The 15737-nt window shown below is 68.6% G+C and carries 15 protein-coding genes; 10 read left to right on the top strand and 5 right to left on the bottom strand.

The features are described from left to right. Nucleotides 1–8: 8 nt before the first annotated feature. Nucleotides 9–1904: an ABC-F family ATP-binding cassette domain-containing protein gene (locus EJ913_RS20370; protein WP_127001291.1), complete on the top strand. Its 1896-nt coding sequence runs from the start codon at nucleotides 9–11 to the stop codon at nucleotides 1902–1904. After that, entirely contained in the window at nucleotides 1901–2563 is a 663-nt protein-coding gene (locus EJ913_RS20365) for an exopolysaccharide biosynthesis protein (RefSeq protein ID WP_127001289.1), read from the top strand. The genes EJ913_RS20370 and EJ913_RS20365 overlap by 4 nt, the downstream gene beginning before the upstream one ends. 168 nt (nucleotides 2564–2731) lie before the next feature. Here EJ913_RS20365 and EJ913_RS20360 read toward each other — a convergent pair whose 3' ends face one another. After that, complete coding sequence (locus EJ913_RS20360; protein WP_127001287.1) at nucleotides 2732–4522, bottom strand: ABC transporter ATP-binding protein; 1791 nt, start codon at nucleotides 4520–4522, stop codon at nucleotides 2732–2734. A gap of 164 nt (nucleotides 4523–4686) precedes the next feature. Next, nucleotides 4687–4866 (bottom strand): hypothetical protein, encoded by a 180-nt coding sequence (locus EJ913_RS20355; protein ID WP_127001285.1) that lies wholly within the window; start codon nucleotides 4864–4866, stop codon nucleotides 4687–4689. Nucleotides 4867–5013: 147 nt separating this feature from the next. On the opposite strand from EJ913_RS20355, the gene EJ913_RS20350 reads away from it, so the two are divergent. After that, complete coding sequence (locus EJ913_RS20350; RefSeq protein WP_127001283.1) at nucleotides 5014–5493, top strand: RT0821/Lpp0805 family surface protein; 480 nt, start codon at nucleotides 5014–5016, stop codon at nucleotides 5491–5493. 129 nt (nucleotides 5494–5622) lie between these two features. Continuing rightward, a complete protein-coding gene (locus tag EJ913_RS20345) occupies nucleotides 5623–7470 on the top strand; it encodes a potassium/proton antiporter (protein ID WP_127001281.1) in 1848 nt (615 codons plus the stop codon). A 212-nt stretch (nucleotides 7471–7682) separates the two neighbouring features. Here EJ913_RS20345 and EJ913_RS20335 read toward each other — a convergent pair whose 3' ends face one another. Together EJ913_RS20335 and EJ913_RS20330 are read right to left on the bottom strand one after the other, a co-directional pair. Continuing rightward, nucleotides 7683–9731, bottom strand: coding sequence for a putative bifunctional diguanylate cyclase/phosphodiesterase (locus EJ913_RS20335; protein WP_244939429.1), 2049 nt, complete (start codon nucleotides 9729–9731; stop codon nucleotides 7683–7685). Between the two features lie 328 nt (nucleotides 9732–10059). After that, nucleotides 10060–10359, bottom strand: coding sequence for a hypothetical protein (locus tag EJ913_RS20330; protein ID WP_127001275.1), 300 nt, complete (start codon nucleotides 10357–10359; stop codon nucleotides 10060–10062). On the opposite strand from EJ913_RS20330, the gene EJ913_RS20325 reads away from it, so the two are divergent. Next, nucleotides 10358–10591: a hypothetical protein gene (locus EJ913_RS20325; protein ID WP_127001273.1), complete on the top strand. Its 234-nt coding sequence runs from the start codon at nucleotides 10358–10360 to the stop codon at nucleotides 10589–10591. The two genes, EJ913_RS20330 and EJ913_RS20325, sit on opposite strands and share 2 nt — an antisense overlap. Here EJ913_RS20325 and EJ913_RS20320 read toward each other — a convergent pair. Continuing rightward, complete coding sequence (locus tag EJ913_RS20320) at nucleotides 10563–10907, bottom strand: YnfA family protein (RefSeq protein ID WP_127001271.1); 345 nt, start codon at nucleotides 10905–10907, stop codon at nucleotides 10563–10565. The genes EJ913_RS20325 and EJ913_RS20320 overlap by 29 nt on opposite strands. Before the next feature lie 230 nt (nucleotides 10908–11137). Between EJ913_RS20320 and EJ913_RS20315 the strand changes: the two genes are divergently transcribed. From EJ913_RS20315 to trpE, 5 genes are all read left to right on the top strand, one after another. Beyond that, complete coding sequence (locus tag EJ913_RS20315; protein ID WP_127001269.1) at nucleotides 11138–11341, top strand: hypothetical protein; 204 nt, start codon at nucleotides 11138–11140, stop codon at nucleotides 11339–11341. Between the two features lie 16 nt (nucleotides 11342–11357). After that, entirely contained in the window at nucleotides 11358–11642 is a 285-nt protein-coding gene (locus tag EJ913_RS20310; protein ID WP_127001267.1) for a hypothetical protein, read from the top strand. A 153-nt stretch (nucleotides 11643–11795) separates the two neighbouring features. Then, nucleotides 11796–11975: a CsbD family protein gene (locus EJ913_RS20305; protein ID WP_127001265.1), complete on the top strand. Its 180-nt coding sequence runs from the start codon at nucleotides 11796–11798 to the stop codon at nucleotides 11973–11975. A 225-nt stretch (nucleotides 11976–12200) separates the two neighbouring features. Continuing rightward, on the top strand, nucleotides 12201–14081 hold the full coding sequence (locus EJ913_RS20300; protein WP_127001263.1) for a SurA N-terminal domain-containing protein: 1881 nt from the start codon (nucleotides 12201–12203) through the stop codon (nucleotides 14079–14081). Between the two features lie 39 nt (nucleotides 14082–14120). Next, on the top strand, nucleotides 14121–15632 hold the full coding sequence (gene trpE / locus EJ913_RS20295) for an anthranilate synthase component I (RefSeq protein ID WP_127001261.1): 1512 nt from the start codon (nucleotides 14121–14123) through the stop codon (nucleotides 15630–15632). Nucleotides 15633–15737 lie beyond the last annotated feature (105 nt).

The following is a 15737-nucleotide window of genomic DNA, read 5'->3' as shown; positions in this document are numbered from 1 at the left end:
TCGCCGTCATGCTGCACATCAATGATCTGACCTTCCGCTTCGGCGGCCGCGTTCTGTTCGACCACGCCAGCGCGGTCGTCTCCAAGGGCCATCGCGTCGCGCTGGTCGGACGCAACGGCACCGGAAAATCGACTCTGCTGAAGGTGATCTCCGGTCAGCTTCAGACCGACGACGGGGCCATCACCCTGCCGACCGGCATGCGCATGGGCATGGTGGCGCAGGAGGCGCCGAGCGGCCCGATCACGCTGATCGACGCGGTGCTCGCCGCCGACGTGGAGCGGACCGCCCTGCTGGCGGAGGCGGAGAGCGCGACCGACCCGATGCGGATCGGCGAGATCCACAACCGGCTGGCCGACATCGAGGCGCATTCCGCCCCGGCCCGCGCCGCGCAGGTGCTGTCGGGGCTGGGCTTCGACGCCGAGGCGCAGACGCGGCCCTGCTCCGACTTCTCGGGCGGCTGGCGGATGCGCGTGGCGCTGGCCGGCGTGCTGTTCTCGCGCCCCGACCTGCTGCTGCTCGACGAGCCGACCAACCACCTGGATCTCGAGGCGACGATCTGGCTGGAAGGCTATCTGAAGAACTACCCGCACACGATCCTGCTGGTCAGCCACGACCGCGAGCTGCTGAACGCGGTGCCGAACACGACGATCCACATCGACAACGGCAAGCTGGTCACCTACAGCGGCAACTACGATTCCTTCCTGCGCCAGCGCCGGGCCAACATGGAGCGGCTGCAGTCGATGGCCTCCAAGCAGGAGGCGCGGCGCAAGCACATGATGTCCTACGTGGACCGTTTCCGCTTCAAGGCCAGCAAGGCCCGTCAGGCGCAGAGCCGCCTGAAGCTGCTGGAGAAGATGGAGACGATCACGCTGATGGAGGAGGACGCCGAGGTCGTCTTCAACTTCCCGCCCCCGGACGAGATGGCGCCGCCGTTGATCGCGCTGGACGGGGTGAGCATCGGCTACGGCGACACCACCATCCTGCGCCGGGTCGACCTGCGCATCGACATGGAGGACCGCATCGGCCTGCTGGGCGCCAACGGCAACGGCAAGTCGACGCTGGTCAAGCTGCTGGCCGGGCGGCTCAAGCCGATGGCCGGCGAGATGCACCGCCCGTCCAAGCTGCGGGTCGGCTATTTCGCCCAGCACCAGTCCGACGAACTGGACCTGTCGCTGACCCCGATCCAGCAGACCCAGCGCGTCATGCCGGGCGCGCTGGAGGAGAAGGTGCGCGCGCATCTCGGCCGCTTCGGCTTCCAGCAGAGCAAGGCGGAGACCCGCATCGCCGACCTGTCGGGCGGCGAGAAGGCCCGGCTGCTGCTGGCGCTGATGAGCCGGGAGATCCCGCACATCCTGATGCTGGACGAACCGACCAACCATCTGGACATCGACAGCCGTGAAGCCCTGATCGAGGCGATCAACGATTTCCCCGGCGCCGTCATCATCATCAGCCACGACCCCCACCTGATCGAGCTGACGGTCGACCGGCTGCTGCTGGTCGCCAACGGCACGGTGAAGCCCTACGACGGCGATCTGGCCGACTACCGCCGCTTCCTGCTCGACCGCGCCAAGGCCGAGCGGGCGGTGGCCAAGGCCGGATCCGACCGCGACACCGGGCCGAACAAGAAGGACCAGCGCCGCGCTGCCGCCGAATCGCGCGCGTCGCTGGCGCCGCTGAAGCGCAAGGCGACCGACGCCGAGACGCTGGTCAACAAGCTGACCGAGGAAAAGCGCAAGATCGAGGTCAAGATGGCCGACCCGGCGCTCTACACCGGCCCGGCAGAGAAGCTGACCAAGCTACAGATCGACCTGGGCGTCGTGGAGAAGAAGCTCGGCAGCGCCGAGGAGACCTGGCTGGAAGCGCTCGAAGCCTACGAGAGCGCGGCGGCGGAGGCCGGCGTTTGACCGGCCGCTCCCCGTCCGAGGGCGTCGCGTTGACCGGCGCCCCTCTCTGCGACGGCCCGGAGGACGAGGAGCGCACCTCCGACGTCATCGCGCGGTTCCGGGCCAATCTGCCGGACCGTCGGGTGTCGCTGGGCGATTTGATCGGGGCGTTGGGCGACCGCTCGCTCGGCACCATCCTACTGGCGCTGTCCCTCCCGACCATCGCCCCGGTGCCGCTGGGGGTGTCCTGCCTGTTCGACCTGCCCATCGTGCTGTACACGGCGCAGCTCGCCTTCGGGAAGCGGGGGGCGTGCCTTCTTCCAGAGTGGCTGCTCAAGCGGTCGGTCAGCCGCGCCATGGCCGGGCGCACGCTCGATGTGGCGATGCCCCGGCTGGTCGGGATCGAGCGCATGCTCAAGCCGCGCGCCCACCGGCTGGCCCACATCGACCAGGAGCGCTGGTTCGGGCTGCTGCTGTTCATTCTGACGCTGACCTGCATCGTGCCGCTGCCGCTGACCGGCTGGCTGCCTGGATTCGCGCTGGTGCTGCTGTCCCTGGGGCTGATCGAGCGCGACGGCGGGGCCATCGGCGTCGGGCTGGGTCTGAGCGTCGCGGCGCTGCTGTTCCTGGTGCTGGTCGCCGGCAGCCTGTCCTACGCCGGGCAGCATCTGCTGGGGTGAGGTGAAAACCCTCTCCCGCCCCGGGAGAGGGAAGGGGCCCGCCGCGCAGCGGTGGGAAGGGTGAGGGGCTATCGGAACATGGACTAAGTACCACACCCGATAGCCCCTCACCCTCCCCGCCTTGCGGCGGGTCCCCTCCCTCTCCCGCCCCGGGAGAGGGCCTTATCCTCAGCCCGCCGACGGAACCGCCTCGTCCTCGCCGAATTGCAGGCGGCAAAGCCGGGCGTAGGCGCCGTCGGCGGCCAGCAGCGCCTCGTGGGTGCCCTGCTCCAGGATGCGCCCGCCCTCCATCACGACGATACGGTCGGCGTTGCGCACCGTGGCGAGGCGATGGGCGATCACCAGCGTGGTGCGGCCCTGGGTCAGGCGCTCCAGCGCGCCCTGGACCAGCCGTTCGGATTCGCTGTCGAGCGCGCTCGTCGCCTCGTCCAGCAGCAGGATCGGCGCGTCCTTCAGGAAGGCGCGGGCCAGCGCCAGACGCTGCCGCTCGCCACCCGACAGCTTCACACCGCGATCACCGATGACAGTGTCGTAGCCTTCCGGCAGGCGCATCACGAAATCATGGGCGGCGGCGGCCCTGGCGGCGGCGATCACGTCGTCCAGCGGCGCGTCGAGCCGGCCGAAAGCGATGTTGGCGCGCACCGTGTCGTTGAACAGCACGGTGTCCTGGCTGACGATGGACACCACGCCGCGCAGGCTGCGCAGGGTCGCGTCGCGCACGTCCTGCCCGTCGATGGTGACCGAGCCGCCCACCGTGTCGTAGAGGCGCGGGATCAGGTTGAACACCGTCGACTTGCCGGCGCCGCTGCGCCCGACCAGCGCCACCGTGGTGCCGGGCGCCACCTCAAGATCGATGCCCTTCAGCGTCTCCGCCCCGGCCTCGTAGGCGAAGCGGACGTTGTTCAGGGTAACGGCGCCCTTGGTCAGGACCAGCGGCTTGGCGTCGGGACGCTCGACGATGGTGGCCTGCTCGTCCACCAGCTCGAAGATGCGTTGCGCGGCGGCCAGCCCTTCCTGCAAGGCGGCGTTCAGCGTGCCGATGGCGCGCACCGGCTGGGCCGCCATCAGCAGCGCGCCGACGAAGCCGGAGAAGGCGCCGACCGACCCCTCCCCCATCGCCATGCGGTAGCCGGAGAAGGCGATCACCCCGGCCACCGCGACGCCGCCCAGAACCTCCATCATCGGGTCGATGCGCGAACGGGCGCGCGTCGCCGTCATGGACAGCTCGTAATTGTCGTCGAAGGCGCGGGCGGCCCGGGCGCGCTCGTAATCCTCCAGGCAGTAGGTCTTGACCATGCGGGCGCCGGACAGGCTTTCCGTCAGCAGCGAGGTCATGTCGCCCATCTGCGCCTGGGTGTCGCGCGAGACGCGGCGGAGCCGCTTGCCGATGCGCACGATGGGAATGGCGGCGATGGGGTAGATGACGAAGACGATCAGCGACAGCAGCCAGTCGAGGTAGAACATCGACCCGACCAGCGCGATCACCGTCAGGATGTCGCGCACCAGCCCGGTCAGCGTCCGCGACAGCGCGTTGCGGATCACGTCCACGTCGTTGATGAAGCGCGAGGTCAGCGACCCGGTGGGGGCCGCGTGGAGCTGCGCCATGTCGGCGGTCAGCAGATGGGCGAACATCGAGAGGCGGACGTCGGCGATGATGCGCTGGACGATGTCGCTGGTCACCACCGTCTGGGCGTAGAGCGACAGGCCCTTGACCACCGTCACCAGCACGATCAGCGCGGGAATGGCCAGCAGCATCCCCCGGTCCTGCGCCGAGAACATGGCGTAGGACTGATCGATCAGCAGCGGGTAGGCGCCCGTCGTGGCGGCGACCAGCGCCATCAGCAGGAAGGCCACGCCCAGCTTGCCCTTGTAAGGCCGGACCCAGTCGCGCCACATCCGGCCGACCAGCCGCTCGGTCGTCGCATCCAGGCGCAGTTGCCCGCCGGTCTTCTTGGTCACGGTCGCACTCTTTCCATCGTCGATGGAGGATGGTTAGCCGATGGGGTTCGGCTTTGTCCACCGGAGCACGGGTGCCATGCGGGTGCGGGCGCGGATCCGGGGCGTCACGCCGCGCCGCCGTTCCCGCGATCGGGACAGCGGCGCGGAGGACGATCCCACCCGGCTTAGTGGTCCAGCGCGGTGCCGAGCGCGGCGCCGCCCAGGCCGCCGATCACGGCGCCACGGCCACCGTCGATGGCATAGCCGCCGGCCGCACCGGCGGCGCCGCCAACCACGCCGCCGGTCGAGCAGGCGGCCAGGGACATGAGGGCCAGAGCCGCTCCGATCAGGCGCAAACGGGACATGGTGAAATCCTCCGTGTGTTGACTGTTCCCTCTTCACAACACGCGAAACCGCGTTTTGCTTCCAAAAAACCCGTTCTTTCGCGTACGGAACATCGGCTTGTCCGTCGTGTTTCCCTGTGTTCGGCACAGATTTTCGGGGGAAACACCATGATGCGCACGAAAACCATCCGTGCCTTGGCGCTCGGCACGACGCTCGCCCTGTCGGTCGGCGCCTGCCAGACCAGCAACATGAGCGGTTCGGAAACGGTGGGCACGCTGGGCGGCGCCGTGGCCGGCGGTCTGCTGGGCTCGCGCTTCGGCGGCGGGGCCGGCAAGCTGGCGACGACCGCCGTCGGCACGCTGCTCGGCGCTTACGCCGGGCGGGAACTGGGGCGCCGATTCGGCGACGCCGACCAAGCCCGCGCCTCGGACGCCGAGGAACGCGCCGTCGCCAACAACCAGACCATCACCTGGAACAACCCGCAGAGCGGCAACGGCGGCGCCATCGAGCCGATCCGCACCTATCAGGACTCGAGTGGTCAAACCTGCCGAGACTACACCCACACCGTGACGATCGAGGGCAAAAGAGAGGTGGCGCGCGGCACCGCCTGCCGCCAGGCCGACGGGAACTGGAAACTCGCGTCCTGACCAATTCCTGTCCGAAAGACCCAAGCCGGCCACAACATCTTGCGGATGAGGCGGGCACCCGTCAAAATCAACGGGTTCCGCCCAGGGGTCCGCTTGGTGGCGGTCTGACGGCCACGGCATGCGGGGCTTATGGACGCGGTTAGCTACATCATCCTGATCGGCTCCACCCTGCTGATCGTCAGCATCCTGACCAGCTATCTGGCGTTGAGGATCGGTACCCCCCTGCTGCTGATCTTCCTCGGCATCGGCCTGCTGGCCGGCGAGGACGGCATCGGGAAGATCTCCTTCAACGACCCGCAATCGGCCTTCCTGATCGGGTCGATGGCGCTGGCGGTCATCCTGTTCGAGAGCGGCTTCGACACCAAGCTGTCGAGCTACAAGGCCGCCGCGTGGCCGGCGATGACGCTGGCCACGCTCGGCGTCGCCATCACCACCGGCGTCATCGGCCTCGCCGCCCATCACCTGATGAATCTGCCCTGGGCGGAGGCCCTGCTGGTCGGCGCGGCGGTCAGTTCCACCGACGCGGCGGCGGTGTTCTTCCTGCTGCGGGTCGGCGGCATCACGCTGCGCGACCGCGTGCGCTCGACGCTGGAGATCGAATCGGGCACCAACGACCCGGTCGCCATCATGCTGACCATCATCCTGGTGGAGGCGGCCACCCATGGCTGGGCCTCCCCCTGGGCGGTGGCGGCGGAGCTGTCCCGCGCCGTCGTCTTCGGCACGGCGCTGGGTCTGCTCGGCGGCTGGCTGCTGGTGACCTTCATCAACAAGGCGAATTTCGAGACCGGGCTGAACCCGGTGGTGACGCTGACCTTCGCCCTGTTCATCTTCGCCAGCACCAACATGCTGGGCGGCAGCGGCTATCTGGCGGTCTACGCGGCGGGGCTCTACGCCGGCAACGTCAAGCTGCGCGGCGCGCTGGAGCTCCGGCGCTTTCACGCCGGGCTGACCTGGCTCAGCCAGATCGTCATGTTCGTGATGCTCGGGCTTCTCGCCACGCCGCACGACTTCGGCGCCATCGCCCTGCCCGCGCTGGCCATCGCCTTCCTGCTGATCCTGGTCGCCCGGCCGCTGGCGGTCTGGGTCTGCCTGCTGCCCTTCCGCTTCTCGGCCAACGAGACCAGCTTCATCGCCTGGGTGGGCCTGCGCGGCGCGGTGTCGCTGCTGCTGGCGCTCGTGCCGGTGCTGGGCGGGCTGGAGAACGGGCAGATGGTGTTCAACACCGCCTTCATCGTGGTGGTGGTCTCGCTGCTGCTCCAGGGCTGGACCATCGGGGCGATGGCGCGCGGGCTGAAGCTGATCGTGCCGCCCCGGCGCGGCCCGGTCGAGCGCGTCGAGCTGGAGTTGCCCGGCGACGCCGACCAGGAACTGGTGACCTACACGGTCCACGCCAAGTCACCGGCGGCGCGCGGCCAGCGCCTGCCGCGCTGGGCGCGCCCGTCGCTGGTCATCCGCGCCGGCGCCGTGGTCCCCCTGCACAAGGTCAAGCCGTTGCAGCCGGGCGACCACGTCTACCTGTTCTCCGCGCCGAGCAGCCTGCCGCTGATCGACAAGCTGTTCGGCGGCAGCCGGGCGCTGGACCAGGACGACCGCGAGTTCTACGGCGACCTCGTGCTCAGCCCCGACGCGACGGTCGGGCAAATCGCGGAGATGTACGGCCTGCCGCTGTCGCTGGGCAACGCCAGGCTGACCCTGCGCGACCTGCTGCGCAACGAGTTCGGCGGTTCCTGCGAGCTGGGCGACCGGGTGCGGATGGGCGGCGTCGAGCTGATCGTGCGCGACATGGACGACCACGGCATCACGTCGGTCGGGCTGGCGCTGGAGCCGACCGGCGTCGACAAGCGGCGCACCGCCCTGTTCCTGGACCTCCTGAAAAAGCTGCGGGACTGGCAGGTGCGCCAGTCCTTCCAGCGCTGGAAGCGCCGCGAGAAGCGGCGGAACGAACGCCGGGCGGACAGCGCCATCGGATCCGACTGAGCGGGGGACAAACGCTAACTTGCCCTTCTCCCCTTGCGGGAGAAGGGTTGGGATGAGGGGTATTCCGCCGAAGGCGGAAAGAAAGAGGATGTTTCCCGGCCGGCTGGCGCCGGCTCCCCCTCACCCCAACCCCTCTCCCACGAGGGGAGAGGGGCTTGTTCGCGTCTATGGGAAAACCGGGGGGAAAGCGGGGCCGAACCGTCGAGTTCCGTCTAACCGGGAACCACGCAGCGCTGGCCGCGCACCATGTCGGCCAACGTGTCGGGCATCATCGGCTTGCCGAACAGGTAGCCCTGCATCATGTCGCAACCGACCGATATCAGGAAGTCGCGCTGCTCCTCGGTCTCCACCCCCTCGGCGACGGTGGTCAGGCCCAGGCCGTGGGCCATGCCGACGGCGGCGCGGACGAGCGCGTTGCTCTTGGGGTTCTCCGGCACGTCGATCACGAAGGCGCGGTCGATCTTCAGCTTCGCCACCGGCAACTGCTGCACGTAGCTGAGCGAGGAATAGCCCGAGCCGAAATCGTCGATGGCGGTCTGGATCCCCAGCGCCGACAGCTCGCCCAGCGTGCGGACGGCAACCTTGAGGTCGCGCACCGCCGCCTGCTCGGTGATCTCCAGCCCGAGCCGGCTGCGCAGCGCCGGGCAATCGGCCAGCAGTTCGGTCAGCCGGACGGTCAGGTTGCCGCGCAGGAACTGCTGGCCGGAGATGTTCAGGAACACCCGCTCCGGCAGCACGTCCTCGATCTCCCAGCGCGCCATCTGACCGATGGCGGTGGACAGCACCCAGTCGGTGATCGGAACGATCAGGCCGCTTTCCTCGGCGACCGGAATGAACTCGCCGGGCGACACCGGCCCCAGAGAATGGTGGGTCCAACGCAGCAGCGCCTCCGCCGACACCACCCGCCCGGTCTTGTCGACGATGGGCTGGTAGACCAGATGCATCTCGTTGCGCTCGATGGCGTGGGTCAGATGCATGGTCAGCAGCATGCGCCGCGTCGCCGCCGCCGCCATCTCGGGCGTGTAGAAGCACACCGCGTTGCCGCCGTCGTGCTGGACCGCCTGCAGGGCCAGCTTGGCCTTCGCGTTCAGGTCCTCCAGCGTCTGCCGCGTCCCGCCCTGGAGCGCGGCGCCGATGGACAGGCGAAGCCGCACCCAGTGGCGGTCGGCGTAGATCGAGGCGGTCAGCCGGTCGTGCAGCACGTCGGCCAGGGTCTGGGCGTGCTCCATCCCGTCCACCCGCGCCAGCGCGGCGAACTCGTCGGCGGCGACGCGGCAGATGTAGGTGTTGGACGGCAGCACCTCGGTCACCCGGCTGACCATCGCCTTCAGCGCGGCGTCGCCGACGTGGAAGCCGAAGGCCTCGTTCACGTCGCTGAACTGGTCCACGTCCAGCGTGAACAGGGCGAAGCCGCCCTGCTCGCCGCCGGGGGCGTCGGCCATCACCGCCTCGCACTCCTCCAGGAAGGCGGTGCGGGTGAGGACGCCGGTCAGCGGGTCGTGCCGCGCCAGATAGGAGGCGCGCTGCTCCGCCGCCAGCCGGTCGGAGATGTCGCGGATGATGCCGACGAAGGTGACCTCGTCGCCCAGCTTCGCCTCGCCGACGCTGAGATGGATGGGGAAGACGGTGCCGTCCTTGCGGCGGCCCAGCGTGTCGCGGCCGATGCCGATGATCTTGGGCCGTTCCGTGCGCGTGTAGGTCTCGATGTACTTGCCGTGATCGCGCGAGAAGGGCGGCGGCATCAGGGCGGTCATGCTCTTGCCGAGCAGTTCGCTCTCTTCGTAGCCGAACAGCGTCAGGCAGGCGCGGTTGATCGAGCGGATCAGGCCGCTGCGGTCGGACACGATGATGCCGTCCACCGCCGCGTCCAGCAGCGTCGTCACGAAGGGGTCGCGGCGCAGGACGAAATCGGCGATCCGGCGGGGATCCCCGGTCTCGTGGAAGGCGCCGAGGAAGCCCAGGATCCGCCCATCCCCGTCCCGGTGGACCAGAAGGCTGCCGCCGAGAAGCGCGCGCTGCCCGTCCTGGCCGTCGATCTCGCAGTCCACCGGCGCCGAATCGCCCGTGAAGGCCAGCGCGAGCCGCGCCTCGCCAACCGCGCGCGCCACCGGATGGTCGATGCCGCCGATGGCCGCGCCCAGCAACACCTCGGGCGGGCGGCCCAGCAAGGCGGCGAAACGGCGGTCGGTGTGACGGCACACCCCGTCGCGATCGATGTAGACCCGAGCGAAATCGGCGTGATCCAGCAGGCTGGAGGCCAATGACGCCAGAAAGGCCGGATCGCGAGGAAGATCCCCGGCGCCCGTCCCACCCTGGTCTTGCGATTGTTGCGCCGGTTGTTCGTGCAAGGACCTGTCCGCTTTCACCGATGTCTTTGCGCCATCCATTGGTATGAATGGAAAGCGCACCAGAGGTATTATGACCCGCCCATCCAAAATTTCCAGCGCCCCCGTGCAAAGCGATCCGAAAACGGTCGCGCCGTTTCCCCACCCTTGAAAGCGAAGCCGTGAATCAACCCGCACCGGGGTCGGTGCACCTGAAACCGTTTCGCACTCTAACGGTTCGGCGGAGAGCGCCGATTGATGTGGTTCAATCGGCCGCGAAATTTTCAGGTTGTTTGCGACGATTTTTCGGGATTGTGCGATGCAACCAATGGCTTTCCATGTTGCAACAAAATGGAGGTGCGGGGCCATCGGGCTTGGACCACCGGCGTTTTTCAGGGCAAGATGTTCCCGGTTCCGTCGCACACTCCTGCGCCGCACCGAAATCGCCGACCACCCTTGTTCCATGAGGAATAAACGACCGGCCTTCGACGTTCATCCGGCAAAAGCCGCTGGATCGAGCCCGTCGGGCCACCACCGCACCGCAAACGATGGGGAGCATCGCCATGACCACCGCCTTCCGCCACATTCGCCATGCCGACGGACGCGCGTATTACGACGGGAAACCGCTGTCCTTGGCCGATGCCCAGATCATGCTCAACGACGACATCGTCGGACGGCAGGTGCGCGTGGACTCCTACCTCAGGATCGACGAATCCGGCTTGGTGCTGGAGGCCGGATCGTGCTTCCGCCGGTCCGTGCGGTGTGCCGTCACCCCCCACGCGGGCCAGCCAGGATAACCGCCGCCCCGGCGAGGCAGAGCAGCGAGCCGGCCGCGTCCCAGCGGTCCGGCCGCACCCCCTCGACCGCCCACAGCCACAGCAGCGACGCGGCGATGTACACCCCGCCATAGGCGGCGTAGGCGCGCCCGGCGAACTCCGCGTCGACTCGCGTCAGCAGCCACGCGAAGGCGCACAGGCTGGCCACGCCCGGAACGGTCCACCAAGCCGGTTGGCCCAGGCGCAGCCACGACCAGAAGGCGAAACAACCGGCGATCTCCGCCAGGGCCGCCGCCGCGTAGAGCGCAACCGCGTGGATCGTCGCCGCCTGCCCCATGGCCTCCCTTTCTTTCGCAATCTTTCAAACATTCCCAAAACGATCGCCCGCACTCGACTGAGGAAAACCGTCCCGTTCGCCGTGGGGTTTTCCGATCCATTCCGCTCGACTGTATGAAACCGCCGAAACTGGGAAAGCTTTGTTTCAATTTGTAGCGATAATGTTGCAGCACGTTGATCGCTTTTCAAGCGCGATGCGTCATCATGGAGTGGTGAAGGAGGCCATGCTCGATGATGCTGGACACGACCAACCCGCTGTTCGATGCCATCGAGACGATTCGTGGGACCGACGTGATCTCGGACGAGAAGAAGGCGGTCCTGGTCCGGGGGATCGAGCGCCTGCGCGTCACCCAATGCCCCACTGGCCAGCCCTGCGCATCCTGCCCGATCCGGACGCGATGCGTCGCCGCCATCACCGACCTGCTCGGCTCCTGAGGGCCGGAAACCGCGCATGACCTTCCATATCGACGACGACGCCTCACTCTGTTCCATCGAGATCCTCACCGAGGCGGTGGAGATGGCCTTCGTGCCCGGCGTCCTGGAACTGCGCACGCTGCGCGACGCCCTGCACGACGCGATGGCCACCAAGTCCGCCGACGCCGTCCTTCTCGCCTACAGCGCCTTCAGCCGGGTGGACCGCGAGTTCCGTCATCGCATCACCCACCACGCCCTGTCGCTGGCGACCATCCGCCGCCACGCCGTGGGAGCGCCGCACCCGGCCCGGCGCGCGTCCTGAAAGCTTCGACCGAAAAACCTGGCCGAAAAACCTGGCCGAAAAGCCTGGCCGAAAGGCCGGCTCTCCGCATTACCAATTTGTCATGATCGGGTTCGGGACCCTTTTCCGGTTCGCGGCGTTGTTCCAGCACAACAAACGCAACGGAGGTCCACCATGGACAAGGATCGTATCGAAGGCGCCGCCCGCAACGTCAAGGGCACCATCAAGGAAGCCGCCGGCAAGGTGATGGGCGACACCAAGATGGAAGCCGAGGGCAAGGCCGACAAGGCCGCCGGCAAGGTTCAGAACACGGTCGGCGGGGCAAAGGACGCGGCGCGCGACGCGCTGAAGTAACCCAGCCGACGGCGGTCCCGACCGTCACGGCGAAGGCCCCGCCCCGGTCGATCCGGGGCGGGGCCTTCGCATGTCCAGGCCATGGGTTTCCACCGGGGACGGCCTATCCTCCGGCCTCGATCCGCCCACAACCGGCGGAAATGCGCTGTTGCCGCTCCACCGCACCGTATCTATGATGCGCCGCCCTGGCCGAACGGCCGAACGACGCGCTCAGATTCGGGTCCCATGCTCCAGTTCATCCGCAGTTTCGCCGGTTCTTGGGTCGTCAAGATCCTGTTCGTCCTGTTGATCCTCAGCTTCGGCATCTGGGGGATCGGCGACGTCTTCCGGTCCAGCGTCCCCACCACGGTGGCCGAGGTCGGCAAGGTCGCGATCGAGCGCGACGCCCTGGACCAGGAGTTCCGCCGGCAGATCGAACGGCTGCGCCCGATGGTGGGCGGCAACCTGACCGCCGAGCAGGCCAAGCAGTTCGGGTTGCTCGACCAGTCGCTGAACGCGCTGATCCAACGCACCCTGTTCGATCTCGCCGCCAAGGACGCCGGCGTCGCCGTGAGCAAGGAGGTGGTGCGGCTGCGCATCGCCGACGAGCCCGCCTTCCGGAACCAGCAGGGCCAGTTCGATCCGAACGTGTTCCGCACCGTGCTGCGCAACAACCAGTTGACCGAGGACGGCTACGTCGCCCTGGTCTCCCGCGAGACCGCGCGCGAGCTGGTGGCCGGCGCGGTCGGCGCCGGGATCGCGGCGCCCAAGCCGCTGGTCCGGGACCTCTACCGCTTCCGGGGCGAGAAGCGCGTGGCCGAGGTGGTGACCCTGCCCAACGCCGCCATCGGCGACGTCGGCGCCCCCGACGAGGCCGAGGTCACCAAATCCTACGAGGACCATCAGGTCCGCTTCACCGCCCCCGAATACCGCGCGCTGACCGTGGCGCAGCTGTCGCCGGACGCGCTGGCCAAGGACGTCAAGATCGAGGACGACCAACTGCGCGCCGCCTACGACGAGCGCTCCGCCGAGTTCGGCACGCCCGAGAAGCGCAACGTCCAGATGGTGGTGGTCGACGACGAGGCGAAGGCGAAGGCCATCGCCGAGTCCGCCAAGGCCAAGGGTCTGGCCGATGCCGCCAAGGAGGCCGGGGTCGAGCCGGTGGCGCTCGACAACATCGCCCGCACCGAACTGCCGGAACTGGGCGACGCGGTCTTCGCGCTGGAGCAGGGCAAGCCGAGCGACGCGATCAAGAGCGGCCTTGGCTGGCACGTCCTGGCCGTCACCGGCATCCAGGCTGGCAGCACCCGGAGCTTCGAGGAGGTGCGCGACCAGCTGCGCACCGAGCTTCAGAAGGAAAAGGCGCTCGACGCCGTCTTCTCCATCGCCAACCGGGTCGAGGACCAACTCGCCAGCGGCGCGCCGCTGGAAGAGGTGGCCCAGTCCCAGGGGCTGGCGCTGAGCAAGGTCGCCGCCGTCGACAGCACCGGCAAGGCCCCGGACGGCACGGACGCCGCCACCCTGCCCGGCCTGAAGGCCCTGCTGCCCACCGCCTTCCAACTGAAGTCCGGCGCCGCCTCCAACCTCACCGAGGGCCAGGGCAACGTCTTCATCGCCGTGCGCGTCGACAGCGTGATCCCCGCCGCCGTCCGTCCGCTGGCCGACGTGCGTGATCAGGTCGTCGCCGACTGGCAGGCCGGCAAGCGCGCCGAGCAGGCCGCCAAGAAGGCCGAGGACATCGCCGCCAAGCTCAAGCAGGGCGCCGAGGCCGCCGCCCAGACCGTGTCGACCGACGCCGGCGCCAGCTTCGCCATGACCACGCCCTTCACCCGCGACGCCCGTTCGGTCGAGGGGCTGCCCGGCGACCTCGTGCGCAAGCTGTTCGAGGCCAAGCCCGGCGAGGTCGTCACCGGCGCCAGCGCCGACGCCCAGGTCGTCGCCCGCCTGAAGGAGATCGTCCCGGCCGACCCGGCGGCGCCCGACGCGGCGCTCGCTCCCCTGGAGAGCACGGTCACCCAGGGCATCGAGAGCGACCTGATGGCGCAGTTCGGCAACGCGCTGCGCAGCCGTTACCCGGTCGAGATCCACCGCCAGCGGATCGACCAGTTCTTCGCCTCCAGCAACTAAGAGCCCCCGCCGGGGACCCTAAGCGAAAAGGTTCGTGCCGTGAAGGTCCAGCCCGAAGTCACCGCTTTCGACGCCGCCTACGCCGCCGGTCGGCCGCAGGTGGTGTGGACCACGCTGGTCAGCGACCTGGAGACCCCGGTTTCCGCCTACATGAAGCTGGCCGACGGGCGCCCCTTCGGCTTTCTTCTGGAATCGGCGGAGCGCGGGGCCGGGTCGCGGCGCGACCGCTATTCGGTGATCGGCTTCAAGCCCGACGTGGTGTGGCGCTCGCGCGGGGCGAAGGCGGAGATCAACCGCGACGCCCTGCACGACCGCGACGCCTACCGGCCGCTCGACGCCGCCCCGCTGGAGGCGCTGCGCGCGCTGATCGGCGAGAGCCGCATCGATCTGCCGGCGGAGCTGCCGCCGATGGCCGCCGGGCTGTTCGGCTACATGACCTACGACATGGTCCGGCTGATGGAGCGTCTGCCCGACGCCAACCCGGACGAGCTGAACATTCCCGACGCGATCCTGACGCGGCCCAGCATCGTCGCGATCTTCGACAGCCACACCGATTCGATCACGCTGGTGACGCCGGTCTGGCCGAAACCCGGCGTCGACGCCCTGGCGGCCTACGCCGACGCGCGCGAACGGCTGACCGACGCGCTGGCCGATCTGGAGCGTCCGCTGCCCTACCGGCGCGAGCCGCGCAGCGAGGACGGCCTGCCGCTCGCCTGGACCTCCAACACCACGCGCGAGGAGTATCACGCGATGGTGGAGACGGCGAAGGGCTACATCCGGGCCGGCGACATCTTCCAGGTCGTGCCGTCGCAGCGCATCCGTTTCCCCTTCAAGCCGTCGCCGCTGGCGCTGTACCGCACGCTGCGCCGCCTGAACCCATCGCCCTTCCTGTTCCACTGCGACTTCGGCGAGTTGACCGTCGTCGGCTCCAGCCCGGAAATCCTGGTCCGCGTGCGCGACGGCAAGGTGACGGTCCGTCCCATCGCCGGCACCCGCAAGCGCGGCGCCACGCCGGAGGAGGACCAGGCGCTCGCCGACGACCTGCTGAGCGATCCCAAGGAACTGGCCGAGCATCTGATGCTGCTCGACCTCGGCCGCAACGACGTGGGCCGGGTGGCGAGGGTCGGCAGCGTCAAGGTGACGGCCAAGATGATCGTCGAGCTGTACAGCCACGTCATGCACATCGTGTCGAACGTGGAGGGCGATCTGGACCCGAAATACGACGCTCTGGACGCGCTGATCGCCGGCTTCCCCGCCGGCACGGTGTCGGGCGCGCCGAAGGTCCGCGCCATGGAGATCATCGACGAGTTGGAGAAGGCGCGGCGCGGCGTCTACGCCGGCTGCGTCGGCTATTTCGGCGCGTCCGGTGCGATGGACACCTGCATCGCGCTGCGCACGGCGGTGCTGAAGGACGGCATGATGTACGTTCAGGCCGGCGGCGGCGTCGTTGCCGACAGCGACCCGGAAGCCGAGTATCAGGAGACGGTCAACAAGGCCAAGGCCCTGATCCGCGCGGCGGAAGAGACGGTTAGGGCGACTTCGGCGCGGTAGACAGGTAACGTTACGTTTGCCCCCACCTCATTCCTCCCCCGCTGGACGGGGGAGGGGACTGCCGCCGAACGCCGATAAAGCTCCTACCTCCTCCCCCGCCCAGCG

The sequence above is a fragment of the Azospirillum doebereinerae genome, assembly GCF_003989665.1.
Classification (GTDB): Bacteria; Pseudomonadota; Alphaproteobacteria; order Azospirillales; family Azospirillaceae; genus Azospirillum; species Azospirillum doebereinerae.
The sequence above is the reverse complement of the archived record's forward strand: the minus strand, read 5'-3'. Positions and strand labels throughout refer to the sequence as shown.